The organism is Nonomuraea sp. NPDC049480, from assembly GCF_044465905.1.
Taxonomy (GTDB): Bacteria; Actinomycetota; Actinomycetes; order Streptosporangiales; family Streptosporangiaceae; genus Nonomuraea.
On the sequence record NZ_JBITMD010000002.1, the window covers coordinates 851,388 to 866,390 of the forward strand.

At 71.5% G+C, this 15,003-nt stretch carries 17 protein-coding genes; 6 read left to right on the forward strand and 11 right to left on the reverse strand.

Annotated features, from left to right (window positions below):
- Positions 1–367: 367 nt before the first annotated feature.
- Together ACIBX3_RS09310 and ACIBX3_RS09315 are read left to right on the forward strand one after the other, a co-directional pair.
- Entirely contained in the window at positions 368–571 is a 204-nt protein-coding gene (locus ACIBX3_RS09310; RefSeq protein ID WP_397114837.1) for a DUF4236 domain-containing protein, read from the forward strand.
- A gap of 62 nt (positions 572–633) precedes the next feature.
- Positions 634–822, forward strand: a complete 189-nt coding sequence (locus ACIBX3_RS09315; protein ID WP_397114839.1) for a DUF4236 domain-containing protein — start codon at positions 634–636, stop codon at positions 820–822.
- A 28-nt stretch (positions 823–850) separates the two neighbouring features.
- Here ACIBX3_RS09315 and ACIBX3_RS09320 read toward each other — a convergent pair whose 3' ends face one another.
- Together ACIBX3_RS09320 and ACIBX3_RS09325 are read right to left on the reverse strand one after the other, a co-directional pair.
- Complete coding sequence (locus ACIBX3_RS09320) at positions 851–1,669, reverse strand: hypothetical protein (protein ID WP_397114841.1); 819 nt, start codon at positions 1,667–1,669, stop codon at positions 851–853.
- The gene (locus ACIBX3_RS09325) at positions 1,621–2,565 is read right to left on the reverse strand and encodes a hypothetical protein (protein ID WP_397114843.1); all 945 of its coding nucleotides are present in this window, start codon (positions 2,563–2,565) and stop codon (positions 1,621–1,623) included. The genes ACIBX3_RS09320 and ACIBX3_RS09325 overlap by 49 nt, the downstream gene beginning before the upstream one ends.
- A 431-nt stretch (positions 2,566–2,996) precedes the next feature.
- On the opposite strand from ACIBX3_RS09325, the gene ACIBX3_RS09330 reads away from it, so the two are divergent.
- The 4 genes from ACIBX3_RS09330 (at position 2,997) to ACIBX3_RS09345 (ending at position 5,553) form a co-directional block, all read left to right on the forward strand.
- Positions 2,997–3,170: a hypothetical protein gene (locus ACIBX3_RS09330; protein WP_397114845.1), complete on the forward strand. Its 174-nt coding sequence runs from the start codon at positions 2,997–2,999 to the stop codon at positions 3,168–3,170.
- A 74-nt stretch (positions 3,171–3,244) separates the two neighbouring features.
- Complete coding sequence (locus tag ACIBX3_RS09335; protein WP_397114847.1) at positions 3,245–3,655, forward strand: VOC family protein; 411 nt, start codon at positions 3,245–3,247, stop codon at positions 3,653–3,655.
- Positions 3,656–3,667: 12 nt separating this feature from the next.
- Positions 3,668–4,189 carry a nucleoside-triphosphatase gene (locus tag ACIBX3_RS09340; protein WP_397114849.1) on the forward strand — a complete coding sequence of 174 codons (522 nt, stop codon included), beginning with the start codon at positions 3,668–3,670 and terminating at the stop codon, positions 4,187–4,189.
- Between the two features lie 332 nt (positions 4,190–4,521).
- On the forward strand, positions 4,522–5,553 hold the full coding sequence (locus ACIBX3_RS09345) for a leucyl aminopeptidase (protein WP_397114851.1): 1,032 nt from the start codon (positions 4,522–4,524) through the stop codon (positions 5,551–5,553).
- A 118-nt stretch (positions 5,554–5,671) separates the two neighbouring features.
- Here ACIBX3_RS09345 and ACIBX3_RS09350 read toward each other — a convergent pair whose 3' ends face one another.
- The 9 genes from ACIBX3_RS09350 to ACIBX3_RS09390 form a co-directional block, all read right to left on the reverse strand.
- On the reverse strand, positions 5,672–6,511 hold the full coding sequence (locus tag ACIBX3_RS09350; protein WP_397114853.1) for an alpha/beta fold hydrolase: 840 nt from the start codon (positions 6,509–6,511) through the stop codon (positions 5,672–5,674).
- Entirely contained in the window at positions 6,504–7,166 is a 663-nt protein-coding gene (locus ACIBX3_RS09355) for an isochorismatase family protein (RefSeq protein ID WP_397114855.1), read from the reverse strand. The genes ACIBX3_RS09350 and ACIBX3_RS09355 overlap by 8 nt, the downstream gene beginning before the upstream one ends.
- Positions 7,159–7,794 carry an SRPBCC family protein gene (locus ACIBX3_RS09360; protein ID WP_397114857.1) on the reverse strand — a complete coding sequence of 212 codons (636 nt, stop codon included), beginning with the start codon at positions 7,792–7,794 and terminating at the stop codon, positions 7,159–7,161. The genes ACIBX3_RS09355 and ACIBX3_RS09360 overlap by 8 nt, the downstream gene beginning before the upstream one ends.
- On the reverse strand, positions 7,791–8,279 hold the full coding sequence (locus ACIBX3_RS09365; protein WP_397114859.1) for a (2Fe-2S)-binding protein: 489 nt from the start codon (positions 8,277–8,279) through the stop codon (positions 7,791–7,793). Before ACIBX3_RS09365 ends, ACIBX3_RS09360 begins: the two co-directional genes overlap by 4 nt.
- Positions 8,276–10,609, reverse strand: a complete 2,334-nt coding sequence (locus ACIBX3_RS09370; protein WP_397114861.1) for a xanthine dehydrogenase family protein molybdopterin-binding subunit — start codon at positions 10,607–10,609, stop codon at positions 8,276–8,278. The genes ACIBX3_RS09365 and ACIBX3_RS09370 overlap by 4 nt, the downstream gene beginning before the upstream one ends.
- A complete protein-coding gene (locus ACIBX3_RS09375; RefSeq protein ID WP_397114863.1) occupies positions 10,606–11,424 on the reverse strand; it encodes an FAD binding domain-containing protein in 819 nt (272 codons plus the stop codon). The genes ACIBX3_RS09370 and ACIBX3_RS09375 overlap by 4 nt, the downstream gene beginning before the upstream one ends.
- Positions 11,424–12,806: an MFS transporter gene (locus ACIBX3_RS09380; protein WP_397114865.1), complete on the reverse strand. Its 1,383-nt coding sequence runs from the start codon at positions 12,804–12,806 to the stop codon at positions 11,424–11,426. Before ACIBX3_RS09380 ends, ACIBX3_RS09375 begins: the two co-directional genes overlap by 1 nt.
- Before the next feature lie 98 nt (positions 12,807–12,904).
- Positions 12,905–14,182, reverse strand: a complete 1,278-nt coding sequence (locus tag ACIBX3_RS09385) for an FAD-dependent oxidoreductase (protein WP_397114867.1) — start codon at positions 14,180–14,182, stop codon at positions 12,905–12,907.
- A 249-nt stretch (positions 14,183–14,431) separates the two neighbouring features.
- Positions 14,432–14,932, reverse strand: a complete 501-nt coding sequence (locus ACIBX3_RS09390; protein WP_397114869.1) for a MarR family winged helix-turn-helix transcriptional regulator — start codon at positions 14,930–14,932, stop codon at positions 14,432–14,434.
- Positions 14,933–15,003 lie beyond the last annotated feature (71 nt).

The window sequence follows — 15,003 nt, forward strand, 5'->3', positions numbered from 1 at the left end:
GGAGTCCTTCCGGTTCGACGAGCCCACCCACGGTATTCCGGGTGACCGGACCAATCGTAAGATCCGGTTGCGTGCGGAAAGTTTGGGCCGGTTTCGGGGTGGACCTCCATCTGGAGGTCACCACCGCGGGCGGGCGGCGCGTACCCGACCGGCGTCCCCCTGCACCCCCGACGCCGTGACCTCCTGCTCGCGCGGTTCCGCCCCTCTCTGGCACGCTCCCCCGGTCTCGGCGGGCCTGCTCGTCGGGTACGCCGGCCCCGTCCGAACGCGCCTACCCGCACGCGCTCGAGGCGCCGGCCGGAACGCCGGCGGAACTCGGCGGACGCCTCGGCCGTTCTTCCTTGTGAGCGCACTGCGGAGGAGGGACATGGGCTGGCACTACAACAAGTCGATCAAAGTGGGACCGTTCCGGATCAACCTGTCGCGACACGGAGTCGGTCACAGTTTCGGCAACCGGCGCTTCCACGTCACGACCACGCCTGACGGCCGCCGGCACCTTTCGCTGCGCCTGCCCGGGGGCTTCCACGTCGGTAAAACGTTCGGAAAGCGCAAGTACTACAGGCATTACTAAATCCGATATATCGCGCTTCAGCTGGGTAGCAGATGGCCCTCGCTCTCATAGGAGGGAATGCGATGGGCTGGAGCTACCGGAAGTCGATCAAGTTCGGGCCGTTCCGGCTGAACCTGTCCCGCGGCGGCGTGGGGCACAGCTGGGGCAACAGGCTGTTCCGGGTGACGCGTACAGCGGACGGCCGCCGGACGTTGTCGGTCAACCTGCCCGGCGGCTTCCACTGGCGCAAGACCGTCGGCGGTCGTCACTGACCGCTTGGGCCGGAGGCGAAAACCGTTCCTAGGGGCTGAGCATGAGTTGCTCATGCTCAGCCGAACGCTCCGAACGGTGTTGAGCGTTCTGGCCGCCCGTGTGCTCGCCGCATCCGGGCGGCACGCATCCGGTGCGTGGTCCGGGAATGCGGGGACGGGGTCCCTCACCCCCAGAAGCATCCGGTCCGGCCTGGACGGTCCGATGCCCCGCACGATCGCTCCGGTCGTGCGGGGGCGGTGCCGTCCGTCGCCGGATCGCATGCCCCTGGGCGCGCCTGCCGATCGCCACCGCCGCAGCGTCATGGCGAGTCGTCGTCTGGTTCTTCTTGTTCTTGCCGGTCAGCGGGGCCTGCCAGTGCTGGGCGCCCCACTTGCTGGTGTAGGCCGGATCCACCGCGACGATCGCGATCCCGGCCGCGGCGGCCATCGAGACCAGCCGGGCGCGCAGCTTGGCGGTGGGTAGGCCGGAGATCAGCTGGCGGAACCGCTTGCGGCGGCCGTGCTTTTCCCGGGTCTTCTCCGCCGTGAAATCCAGGTCTTCGATCGCGATCGCCGCCACCCCGCACGCCTTCGCCCAGGCCAGCAGGCGCGAAAGGGCGTGGCGGACTTGGGCGTCGCGGTGCTCGGCGGTGCCGGACAGGTCGAAGGAGAAGCGGCGCGGCCGGCCGATCGGGTTACCGTGCACGTCCAGCCGCCAGGCCGCCAGATGGTCGGCGTTGGTGTCCATCCCGATCACCCCGTGGGCCAGGGCCGCCGGCAGGGAGATGGTGGGGGTGGGCGGGAGCTGCCAGGACGCCGTCAGGTACCAGCGGCCCCGGTCGGCGTCCAGGTGGATGCGGTAGGCCACCGCCCGATTCGCCTGCACCCGGCCGGCCACTCGCCGCGCCGGTGGGCGAAGCGTACCCGGGCCGACAGCACGTACCGGCCGTGCGGGGCGTTGGCGTACCCGGCCAGCGGGGCGGGCAACTTGAGCGACACCTCGCCGTCGGGGGTGATGCGGATGGTCTCGTTGCCGTACCGCTTGCCGGACTCCCCGTCGGCCTGCAGGAACCAGCGCGCGGCCTCCCACCGCGCCCGCCATCCGGCCTCGTCAAGCCGCGAGGCCTCGAGGTGGTGCCGGTTACCGGCCAGCCGCTTGCCGCCGCGCACGATGTGCACCCGCCCGGCCTGCCAGTCCGCCCGCACGGCGGCCAGCCGGTCCTTCAGCACGCTCAAACGGCGAGACTTGGCGAACCACTCCTTGCGCGAGCGGTAGCCCGCCGGGGCATCCTTGGTGCCCTTCTGCCCCACCGGCACGGCAAGGCGGCGCGTGATCGTCGCGATCCCGGCCTCGAGGCTCTGGATGTGGGCCAGCTGGCAGCGCCGGGCCAGCGCCCACTGGTCATGCGACGCCTTGGTGATCGCCCCGGCCCAGCGCGCCGACGACAGCGCGGTCAGTTCGCGTTTGCGCTCCGCCCACCGCTGCGCCGAGTGCGCCAGGCCGTCCCGGCAGCGCACCGCGAGATCGCTGGAGGCCAGTGCGCCGAGATGCGCGCCCACCAGCCGGAGTACCGTCTCGTCCTGGGCGGTCAGCCCTTTGAGACGGTCGCGGACCGCCGCCCCGGAGGGAGTGGCCGCGATGAACGGTGGCGATCGGCCGCAGCTGCTCAGCCATGCGCCGTGGCCTCCAGCGTCGTGCGGGCACAGCCGTTGGCCGAGCGGTAGGCAGGTGAAGAGGTTGCTGGACGGCGATCGGAAGCACACCGGTACGCCTGCATGACGCCCACCCCACCTCCCAGGCCATTACCGAACGTGATGATGAGACTACCGAAGTTTGCCGCCGTTGGGTGGAACATTTGAGCGATACGACCACATGACCCCGGAGGAGTTCCGCCGCCACGGCAAGCAAGTGATCGACTGGATCGCCGACTATCTCGCTGACATCGAGTGCCATCCCGTGATGCCCCAGGTGAAGCCGGGAGAGATCCGCCGCGCGCTGCCGGCGGACCGTGGTGGTCGACTGGCCCGCGTACGCTCGCAATGGAACCGGCCGCCTGCGGACGCTGCTGGACCCGCGACCAGGCGGAGGGCGCGGTCCCCGCCCTGGCGTGCGCCACCGTGGGCACCACGTCCACCACGGCCGTTCGACCCGGTGCCCGCGATAGGCCGAGGCGGACCGGGCCACGACGCGGCTGATGGAGCTGCTCAACACCAGCGGGTCCATGTACCTGACGCATACGAAGATCGGCGGCCGGGTGGTGCTGCGCATGGCCATCGGGGGTCCGGCCACGGGGCGGAGGCACGTGGAGCAGGCGTGGGAGCAGATCCGCTGGGAGCACGCCGCCCTGTCCGCCACATTCCCCACATGAAAGTGCTCATTCGATGAGCACTTTGGCCGAAAGAATAGTCACCATCACCCCGGAATCGGAGAAGGGAAACCGACATGCTGCGCGGATTCGCCACCCTCAACCTCTACGCGAGTGACTTCGAGGCGGCCAAGAGCTGGTACGCCGAGGTGCTCGGCGTCCCGCCGTACTACGAGATCCCGGGCGCCTACGCCGAGTTCCGCATCGGCGACTACCAGCACGAGCTCGGCCTGATCAACAGCCGCTACGCCCCCGAGGGCGCGGCGGACCGGCCCGCCGGCTCGATCATGTACTGGCACGTGGACGACCTGCAGGCCGCGTTCGACCGGCTGCTCAGTCTGGGCGCCAAGGAGTACCAGCCCATCACCGAGCGCGGCGAGGGCAAGGGCTTCGTCACCGCCTCGGTGGTGGATCCGTTCGGCAACATCCTCGGCATCATGCGCAACCCGCACTACCTGGAGGTCCTGTCCGGGACTCAGCGGGTCTGACATCCTGGACCCGTGTCGCGCACGCGCATCATGCTCACCGCCGCTCCCCGCACCGGCAAGACCACTGTGATCCGCCGCCTCGCCGAGCTGCTGCGGGCCGCGGACGTGCCGGTGTGCGGCTTCCTCAGCGACGAGATACGCGAGAACGGCCGGCGGGCGGGCTTCATGGTCGAGGAGTTCGGCGGCGAGAAGGCGGTCATGGCCCACGTCTCGTGGGTGTCCGGGCCGCGGATCGGGAAGTACGGCGTCAACGTGCCCGCGTTCGAGCGCGTCGCGCTGCCCGCCATGGAGCGGGCGCTGGCCACGAAGGGCGCGGTCGCGCTCATCGACGAGATCGGGCCGATGGAGCTGCTGTCGCCCGCGTTCATGCCGCGGTGCGCGGCGCTGTTCGCCGCCGACGTCCCGGTCGTGGCCACCGTCCACCAGCGCAGCCTGCCGGCGTTGAAGTCCCGCATCGAGGCGGAGCTGATCACGGTCACCCCGCAGAACCGCGACGAGCTGCCCCGCACGCTCAGCCGGCTGCTGTCCGCCTAACCCGCTTGCGCGTGATCCCTTCTGAGCGAAGATAACCACTTATGGGGTTCCCGGGTTGAGGGTGAAGTGACGCGTTCGAGCATGGGTGCGGCTTCTGGTCGCGGGCGGAACGCGAGGGGATGCGGCGCGGCGCGCGTGCGCTCGGTGCGGCCGGGGAGCTGGCCGGGTATGCCCGCGCATGGACGGGCACCGGATTCCCGCTGATCGTCAGGTTGGTCAGGTCGCGTGTGACAAGTGCGTTTCGCCTCTTGCGCCCGCAGAGTAGTCCGTGTTCGGATTAATTCACGACAATCGTCCGTGTCCGGACTAACTGCGTGATCACGGGAGGGCCGATGGACCAGAACCTGCTGAACGAGATCTGCCTGCGCCAGCTGACGCTGAGCGGCGTGCACGAGGGCGAGACGGTGGCGGTCCTGTCAGAGGGCGCCGAACGCCTCGACTACGCCGACGCGTTCCTCTACGCGGCCGGGCGCCTCGGGGCCGCCGCCTACCACTTGCGCCTCCCCGCGCCCGCCGGCGCGTCGGGCGCGTGGGCGGTCGGCGAGAGCGGGCTCGGTGCGAACCCCCGGGCAGTGGAGGCGCTCAAGGAGGCCGACATGCTCGTCGACCTGAAGTTCCTGCTGTTCAGCAAGGAGCAGTTCGCCATCCAGGACGCGGGCACCCGGATCCTCACCGCGGTCGAGCCCGCTCCGCTGCTCGCCCGCCTCATGCCCACCCCCGAGCTGCGGGAACGGGTCGAGGTGGGTGCCGAACTGCTGAGCAAGGCGAGCTCGATGCGCATCACCAGCCCGGCCGGGACCGACGTCACCTACCGCCTCGGGGTGTATCCGACGATGAGCGAGTACGGCTACACCGACCAGCCCGGCCGCTGGGACCACTGGCCGGCCGCGTTCGTCTTCACCGGGGGCGCCGACGACGGCGTGGACGGCACGATCGTGTTGTCGCCCGGGGACGTGCTGCTTCCGTTCAACACCTACGTCCAGACCCCGGTCACGTTCACCATCGAGCGCGGATTCATCACCGGCATCCGCGGCGGTCTCGACGCCGAGCTGCTGTCGTCCTACATCAGGTCGTTCGACGATCCTCGCGGCTACGGGATGTCCCATGTCGGGTGGGGGCTGGACGAGCGGGCCCACTGGCACGGCCTGACCCAGTTCCCCGGCGGAATGGGCATGGAGCTGCGCTCCTTCTACGGCAACGTGATGTTCTCCATCGGCCCCAACAACGAGCTGGGCGGGCCGAACGACACGCCCTGCCACTTCGACATCCCCATGCGCGGCTGCAGCCTCTTCCTCGACGACGAGCCCGTGGTGGTGGACGGCGACGTCGTGGTGCGGGAGATGCGCCCGGCCGGCCGGCGCTGACCCGCGACGTGGTGGCTCCCCACCATCGTCCCGGGGGCGGGAAGCCTGACCGGCGGCACGTGTTGAACGGCGGAAGAGGCCGCCCTCTCCCCCCCCCCCCCCCCCCCCGCGGGCGGCCTCAGATCATGTCGCGCAGGACGTCGCGAACGGCCTCCAGGCCGGCCCTCGGGTTGTCCCAGAAGACCATGTGTCCCGCGTCGGGGATCGCCACCAGGCGTGCGGCGACGTTCGCGCGGGCCGCCTCCTGGGCGCCGAGTGCGGTCACCACCGGGCTGTCCGCCCCGTACACCAGGACGGTGGGCGCCGGCACCGACGGCCAGAAGTCGAAGAAGTCCTCGCTCTCGAAATTCCTGTGGGTGGCGGCGACGGCCTCGTCGCCGCAGCTCGCCAGCCACCGCGCCCGCAGCTCCTGCTCCCGCCGCGGCCACCGGGGCCAGGACCGGGCGACCTCGTCGGCGTCGGTGCCGCGCCGCGCCTGCTGGAGCTGGCTCTGGAACGCGGCGAGCGTGGTCGGGTAGGGACCGCGGGTGGGACCGCTCATCGGCGGGTCCACGAGCACCGTCCCGCGCAGCGCGACCTCGCCCTTGGCGGCCGTCAGGCCCGCGATGCGGGCCCCCATCGAGTGGCCGAGCAGCACGGCTCCGTCGAGCCCGAGCCGCGTGATCACCGCCTCCGCGTCGGCGGCGTAGTCCTCCAGCGTGTACGAAGGACCGTCGTCGGAGAAGCCGCGGCCCCGCACGTCCAGCACGACGGGACGAACCAGATCGGCCAGCTCGCGGGCGACGAAGTCCATGGCGATCGCGGGGCTGGTGATCCCGGGCAGGACGAGCACCGGCACGCCGTCGCCGCCGTAGTCGAGGGCATGCAGCCGGATCGGGCCCGAGGCGACCCATCGGCTTCGCGCGGGCACGGCGGCGAGATCCGCGAGGGCCCTCTGGGTGAGCGCGCGTTCAGACATCGATGGGGACTCCTTCAGCGAGGTACGCGGCGGCCTGCGCGAGGCCGATGACGTCGCCGTACTTGGCGTGGATGTCGAAGAGGGCGGCCTCGTGCGGGCCCGGCGCGCGGTCGCCGACGCACTCGCGCGGCACCAGTACCGGGAATCCGTGCTGGACCGCGTCCACCACGGTGGCCCGGACACAGCCGCTGGTGGTCGCGCCGCAGACCAGGACGGTGTCCCGGCGCAGCGCGGTCAGGACCGGGGCGAGGCCCGTGCCGAAGAACGCGGAGGCCCCCTTCTTCACCACCAGGACGTCCTCGGCCCGGCGCGGGAGCCGTTCGTCGATCGCCACCGCGGGACTCCCCTCGCGCATCGCGCGCATGCCGGGCGCCTTGTGCAGCCAGGTGATCGCGTCGCCGTCGGCCTCGGCCGGCGTGTAGGCGATCGCGGTGAAGACGACCGGCACGCGCGCCGCGTGGCCGTGTTCGATCAGCTCGGCGGTGGCGGCGACCACCTCCGACAGGTCGGCTCCCGAGGGACGGTCGGGATCGGTGAAACCGTTGGTGAGGTCCACGACCACGATCGCGGGACGCTCCCCCCGGCGCACCGAAGCGCCGAACCCGGCCTGCGCGTAAGTGTCGTCGGTCCGCCGGCCGTACAGGCCGTCAGCCACGGCGCAGCTCCTTGATCAGCTTGGCCTGGGCGCTCACCTTGCCGAGCAGCCAGCCCTGGAAGAGGCCGAGCGCGAAAGCCGCCGCGATCGGCGCGTACTTGGTCACGCCCGCGGGAACCAGCATCGACAGCCCGACCGGCTCTTCCGCCGGCGCCACGGCGGCGGGAGCGGGAACGCCGGAGCGGTCGGCGTCGATGAGAGCCGCGAGGTTCTCGGCGAACCGGCGCAGCAGTTGGTCGGAGACGGCCACGATCGCGCCCTTGCCGAACTGGACGATCTTTCCCCGGATCAGCAGGTCGGTCCGCACCCGCAGCACCGCGCCGCCCGGGGTTTCCTCCACCGTGAGGGCGACCTCGGCCTCGGCGTCGCCGCCGCCGCGGGTGTCGGCGCCCCTGCCCTGCAACCGGAGGTGGCGCCGGCCCGGATCGACCTCCAGGAGGCGCACGGTCCCGGTGTACGCGGCGGTGACGGGACCGACCTTGACCCTGACGCCGCCGCGGAAGGCGTCGCCGTCGCGGCCGTCGAGCGCGGCGCCCGGCAGGCAGGTCACGACCCGCTCCATGTCCTTGATCAGCGCGAACACCTCGTCCGGCGAGGCGTTCACCGCGATCTCGTTGGTCAGGATCATCGAGTTTCTCCCCTCCGCGCCCGGGCGCAGTCCTCGATCGCGTCGACGATGGTCTGGTAACCGGTGCACCGGCAGAGGTTGGCGGACACGACCTCGCGGATCTCCTCTCTCGTCGCTTCGGGGCGCTCGGCGAGGAAGCCCTCGGCTAGCATCAGGAAACCAGGCGTGCAGAAGCCGCACTGCAGGCCGTGATGGGCGGAGAACGCCCGCTGGAGGTCGGTCAGCTCGCCGCCGCCGGCCAGCGACTCGACCGTGCGGATCTCCTGCCCCTCGGCCTGGGCCGCGAAGATCAGGCATGCGCGTACCGGGGCGCCGTCGAGCAGGACCGTGCAGGCGCCGCAGACGCCGTGCTCGCAGCCGACGTGCGTGCCGGTGAGGCCGAGGCGATGCCGGAGCACGTCCACCAGGGTGTGCCGGGACTCCACGACCAGATCGTCGTGCTCCTCCCCGTTCACCGTCAGGCTGATCAGCAGTTTCTCCGTCATGCGTACGCTCCGATCGCGCGCTGCACCGTCTCGGGCCTGATGGGGGTGTCGTCGAGTTCCACGCCGGTCGGGCGCAGGGCGTCGTTGACGGCGTTGAGCACCGCCGCCGGGGCGCCGATCGTCCCGCCCTCCCCGGCGCCCTTCGCCCCGCTCTCGGTGAACGCGCACGGGGTCTCCAGGTGGCGGATCTCGATGTCCGGGATCTCGTTGGCGGTGGGCACCTTGTAGTCGATGAAGCTCGCGCACAGCGGCTCGCCCTGCGCGTCGTAGGTGACCTCCTCGAACAGGGCCCCGGCGATGCCCTGCGCGATGCCGCCGCGGCACTGTCCCTCGACGACCTGCGGGTTGATGGCGACTCCGCAGTCCTCCACGCAGACGTACCGGAGGAACTCCACCCGTCCCGTGCCGGGATGCAGCTCCACGACCGCGCCGTGGGCCGCGTTGGAGAACGTCCCGTCGCCGTGCACGTCGAAGGACGCGCTCGCGGTGAGCCCGGGTTCGGCGTCCTTGGGGAGCAGGTGAGCCTTCAGATAGGCGACCGCGGCCAGCTCCCGGTACGCCAGGGCGCGGCCGTCGCGCCCGCGTACACGCCCGTCGTGCAGCTCGACGTCGTCGGGCGTGCTCTCCAGCAGGTGCGCGCCCAGGTGCAGGAGCCGGTCCGCCAGCTTGGTGGCCGCCCGCGCGACCGCGCTGCCGCCGATGGTGGCCGAGCGGCTGGCGAACGTCCCGAACCCGTACGTGATCCTGTCGGTGTCGCCCTGATGGATCTTGATCTCGGCCAGGTCCAGGCCGAGCCGGTCGGCGACGATCTGGGCCAGCGTCGTCTCGTGGCTCTGCCCGTGGCTCATGGTCCCGGTCGTCACGGTCACGCCGCCGGTGAGGTCCATCGTGATCTGGGCGAGGTCGAAGCCCGGCACCACGGCCATCTTGCGCTTGGCGAAGGCGCCGGAGCCGTAGCCGGTGCGCTCGCTGAAGCAGGAGTAGCCGATGCCGAGGAAGCGTCCCTCGGCGGCGGCCTGCTCTTTCCGCTCGTACCAGCCCTCGTCCCTGAGCATCCGCTCGCAGAGGTTCAGCGCCTCCAGATAGGAGCCGGGGTCGTAGGTGACGTCGTTGATCCCGGTGTAGGGGAACTCGGTGATCAGGTTGCGCCGCCGGATCTCGACCGGATCGAGTTCCAGCTCGCGGGCCGCCCGCTCGAAGACCCGCTCCATGACCATGACGATCTGGGGTCTGCTGACCCCCCGGTACGGCGCCGACGGCGCCTTGTTCGTGGTGACGGCCCGGCCGCGCACGCGGTAGGCGGGCACGCGGTAGACGCCCGGCAGCTCCGCCGACGCCATGAGCGGCTCGATCCCGGCGGTGAACGGATAGCAGGAGTAGGCGCCCATGTCGCACACGACGTCGGCGTCGAGCGCGAGGATCCGGCCGTCCTGGTCGAACGCGGCCCGTACGTCGTAGCGCTGCTCGCGCGCCAGGAAGGAGGCGGTGAGCGCGTCCCGGCGGTCCTCGATCCACTTCACCGGGCGGCGCAGGCGCAGGGCCGCGGCCGCCGCGGCGATCTCTTCGCGGCCGACCACGCACTTCTGCCCGAACCCGCCGCCCATGTCGGGCACCACCACCCGGACGGTCCGCTCGCCGAGCCCGAGACATTCGGCCACCACCGTGCGGACCTGGTGCGGGACCTGCGTGCAGGTCCGCACGACGAGCTGCTCCTCGCGCGCGTCCCACGTCGCGACGGCGCCTCTGGTCTCCAGCGGCAGCGCGTTCTGCCTGCCCGTCCTGGACCGCACGCGCACCACGCGGTGGGCCGCGGCGAAGATGTCGTCGATGCCCTCGGTGGCGAACATCGACACGTCCACCAGGGTATTGGCGGCCGCCGCGGCGTGGACGAGCGGCGCCCCGGGCGCCAGCGCCTCCTCCGCTCCGAGCACCGGCCGATCCGCCTCGTACGTCACGCGGGCCGCCTCGACGCCGTCCTCCGCGGTGTACGGGTCCTCGGCCAGCACGATGGCGATCGGCTCGCCGACGAAGCGGGCCCGGTCCCGGGCGAGGACGGGCATCGCGGTCGGCACGAACTCCGACGGCGGCCGGTCGAGGACGGCGGTGATGTCCCCGATCGTCAGGTCGTCCGCGGTGAACGCGGCGACGACGCCCGGCACGGCCAGCGTCCCGGACAGGTCGACGCCGGTCACGGCGCCGTTCGCGATCGTGCTGCGGACGAACTGCGCGTGCAGCATGCGGGGAAGGTGGATGTCGTCGACGAACGTTCCGTTCCCGGTCAGCAGCCGCGGGTCCTCCCGCCGGGCGGCCGACCTCCCGACCCAGGTCATCGCCGCGTCGCCTCCTCACATGCCTGGACGAGCAGGGTCCGGGTCAGGGCCCTGCGGTAGTCGGCGCCGCCGTCGCCGTCTCCGGGCGGGTCGACGGCCGCCGCGGCGGCCTCGGCGCATTCGGCGAACGTGCCGCCGTCCGCGAGCACCGCTTCGGCCTCCGGGACCCGAAGCGGCACCGGGGCCACGCCGCCCAGCGTGACGCGCCCCGCGTCCAGGTCGACGGCGGCGGCCACGGTGGCGAAGTCACCGCGCCGCTGGGCGAACTCTGTCAGCGCGGCGTGCGGCGCGGGACGCGGGAAGACGACTTCGACGACCATTTCCTCGGGCTCCAGCGCCGTGGTGAAGAAGCCGAGGAACAGCTCGCCGGCCGGGACCGTCCGGCGCCCGCGGATCCCCTGTACGACGACCTCGGCGTCCAGCAGGACGGCGAGCAGGCACCACTCGGCGGTGGCCTCGCCGTGCGCGAGGCTGCCGCCGACCGTGCCGCGCGTGCGGATGGGCAGATGCCCGATCCAGCTCATCGCGTCGCGCAGGACGGCGAAGTCCGGGCTGAGCGGCGCGCTCTCCACCTGGTGGTGGGTGGTCAGCGCGCCGAGGCGTAGCACGCCGTCGCCCTCCCGGACGTAGGCGAGCTCAGCACGCAGGCCGCCGAGGTCGACCAGGTGCGCCGGCCGGGCGAGGCGGAAGTTCATCATCGCGACCAGGCTCTGGCCGCCGGCGATGTACTTGGCGTCCTCGCCCAGCTCGGCGAGCAGCGCGACCGCTCCGGTGACGTCACGGGCGCGGTGATACGTGAACGGAGCGGGTTTCATCACGCTCCCATGGGCACCGCGTCGCCGGCGGGGTCGGTGATGTGGTCCAGCTTGCGTCCCTTGGTTTCCGGCGCGGCGAAGGCCATCCACAACACGACCGCCGCCACCGCGACGCCGAGCACGACGAACGTCATGGTCAGGCCCAGCACGGGCCACAGCAGGCTGCCGAAGATCAGCGGGATGAAGCCGGACGCCACCCGGCTGGCCGACGAGGCCCAGCCGAAGCCGCTGGCCCGGATGGGGGTGGGGTACAGCTCGGCGACGTAGGCGTACAGCACCGGGATGGTGATCTGGATGACGAAGCCGAAGATCCCGAGCCACACCAGCGCGGCGGGCCTGACGTCGAGGAACACCGCGAAGCCCACCAGGGCGGCCGCGGCCGCCGGCGCCGACACCCCGATCACCCACTTGCGGCCGACCGCCTCGATCAGCCAGGCGGAGACGAGCACACCGGCGATGCCCACCGCCGTCATCAGCGTGGCCCTGGCGAACGCCGCGTACTCGGTGTAGCCGCCTGTCATGAGGATCGTCGGCATCCAGCTGATGGCCACGTAGTACGTCGTCATCACGGTGATGAAGAGCAGCCAGGCGGCGGAGGTCACCCGCGGGCTGAACCTCCAGACGCCGCGGAGCTGGTCGAACGCCGCCCGGATCCGTCCCGATCCGGCCACCGCCACCTCCGGAGCCTCGATGACGTACGGCTGCGCGGGGGCACCGGTGCGGGCGACCAGATCGTCGATGACCGCGCGCGCTTCCTGCTCCCGCCCGGCCTTGGCCAGGTAGAGGGGCGATTCCGGGATACCGCGGCGCACCCAGAAGAGCAGCAGCGCGGGCAGGATCATCACGGCGAGCATCCAGCGCCAGTTGCCCGGCACCGGCGCGAGCACGGTGGCCACCACGCCGCACAGCGTCGCGCCGACCGGCCACCACACGTCCATGGCGGCCAGGATCTTGCCGCGCAGCCGGCTCGGCGAGAACTCGCCTACCAGCGCGTAGTCGACGGGGATGCAGCCGCCCAGACCCACCCCGGCCAGGAAACGGAACACCAGGAAGACACCGTAGGTGGGGGCCAGGGCGCCGACCACGGAGAAGAGCGCGAAGATGAGCAGGGTCAGACTGAAGGCCCGCTTGCGGCCCACGCGGTCGGCGATCGTGCCCCACATGACGGCGCCGACCGCCATGCCGATGAGGTTGGCGGTGGCCACCAGCCCCTTCTCACCGGTCGACAGGCCGAACTCCACGCCCAGCAGGGGCGTGAGGAATCCGTTGAGGGCGACGTCCCAGGCGTCGAACATGTAGCCGAGGCCGCCGATGATGAAGATCTTGCCTTGGACGCGCCACTTCCACGGCAGGTCCTGGACGATCTGGTCTCCTGTTTTCATGATCTTCCACCCATACGTGAGGGGGTTCAGGGAGACGGGAGCGCGGTAGAGGGGGGCGCGTCCCCGAGGGTGGCCGAACCGGGAGGTGCCCGGGCCGGTCAGTTGTGGAACTGGTAGGAGAAGGCTTCTTCGTCGGGGTCGTTCAGCGGGGTGCCGCGCCACAGCCACCGGTAGGAGACGTCGGACTCGCCGTCGAACCGCTTGAGTCTCTCGTCGCGGGCCCGCTGCTCGGGCCCGTCGGGCAGGTGGTAGAAGGACATGTTGCGCCAGGCGGCGTCCTGCACCATCCCGGCGTGTTTGGCCCGGCGTGCCACGTACCGCATGAGGGCGGCCCGGACACCCTCGGCCGGAACGGCGCCGAGCTCCTCCGCGAGCACGGCCGCGTCCTCCATCGCCTGCGAGGCGCCCTGCGCCTGGTACGGCAGCATGGCGTGGCAGGCGTCGCCGAGCAGGGCCACGTGGCCGTCCACCCACACCGGGTCGCGGCGGCGGTGGTACATGGCCCAGGCGGAGATGTCGCCGTCGGCCTTGGAGAGCATCGCGGCGACCCGGTCGTCCCACCCGGGGAAGGCGTCGGCCAGTTCGTCCACCGTGGCGGGGACGGTCCACCGCTCCTTCACCTCGGGTGAGCAGGGCACGATGGCGACGACGTTGAGCCACTCCCCGCCGCGGATCAGGTAGTGGACCAGATGCCGGTCGGGGCCGTACCAGATGGTGCTCTGGAAGCGGTCCACGAGCCAGCGCGTCGCCGGATCAGCGGCGATCTTGTCTCCGGGGATGAGCACGCGGTAAGCCATCTCGCCGGAGAAGATCAGGTTGTCGGGCAGGCCGAGCGCCTCGCGGATCCGGGACCGGATGCCGTCCGCGCCGATCAGGACGTCCGTCTCGTGCCGCTCGCCCGCGGCGGTGACCGCGGCCGGCCGCGCGGGGTCGCTCCGGTCCACGGCCACGATGTGGCATCCGGTGCGCACGTCCACCACGGGGCCGGGGCGATCCTCGTCCACGCACGCGTCGAGCAGCACCCTGTGCAGGTCGGCGCGGTGATAGTGCCAGTAGGGGGCGTTGTACTCGCGTTTGCAGAACTCGCCGAGCGGGGTCAGGCCGATCACGCTGCCGTCCTGCCAGCGCCGGCGTACCTGGTCCAGAGGCTCGGTGTGGATCGCCTCCAGGGCGGCGCGCAGCCCGAGCCCGAGCAGGACGCGGCTGGCGTTCGGCGCGGTCTGGATGCCCGCGCCGACCTCCCCCAGCTCGGGGGCCTGCTCCAGGACCGTGACCCGCAGGCCGCGCTGCCTCAGGGACAGCGCGGCGGTCAGCCCGCCGAGGCCACCGCCGACGATCGTGACGTGGTACGACTGACTCACCTGGCTCGCCGCCAACGCTCCTCCAACCAGTCGAAGGGTGAGGGAGATGCCGCCTCGCACGTCGAGGCCGGGCATCGGTCCGGTAGTTCTCCGGGCATGCGAAATCACCGCCATCCCGCATCGCAGCAGGTCCGGGGCCATGCCCGGCAAACTAATCCGAACACGGACGATCCAGTGAGCGCAAGGGGTGAGCCGGGATGTAACGCCGGCGCAACACGAGACGGACGCGGGACGCCCTCGCCTCACCCGCCCCCGCGGACGACGTCACTCGTCGCCCAGGAGCGCCTCCCACTGGGCCGCGAGCGCCGTGATCTCGCGCAGCACGCGCTCGCGTTCGGCCTGCGAGTAGCCCTTGAGCAAGTGCTCGTCGAGCTCCCGGGCGCGCCGGTTGACCTCCTCGAGGCGGCGCGCCCCTTCCTCGGTCAGGTGCAGCAGTTTGCGCCGGCCGTCGTGCATGGCGGTCTGCCGGACGATCAGCCCGTTGTCCTCCAGCCGGCGGACGATGTCGGCCATCGTGGACCGGTCCAGCGCCACCGACGAGGCGAGCGATCCCTGGTCCACGCCGGGGTAGTTGTCCACCGCGGTGAGCACGGCGAACTGCGGGCCGGTCAGGACCGGGTCGACGGCGCGCGTCCACAGGGCGACGTAGGACTGGTAGAGCCGGCGGGCCACGTAGCCCGGCGCGGCCAGGAGCTCGGGAGGGGTGGTGATCGCCTCGCCACGGGACCCCTTCGTCGCCGCCGTCTTACCTGTTTCACGCGCCATGCCTCTACCTAATCATGAACGCGCCGGGCACCCTCCATCACCCGGGAGCGACGCCCGGGGGCGAGCCGTTC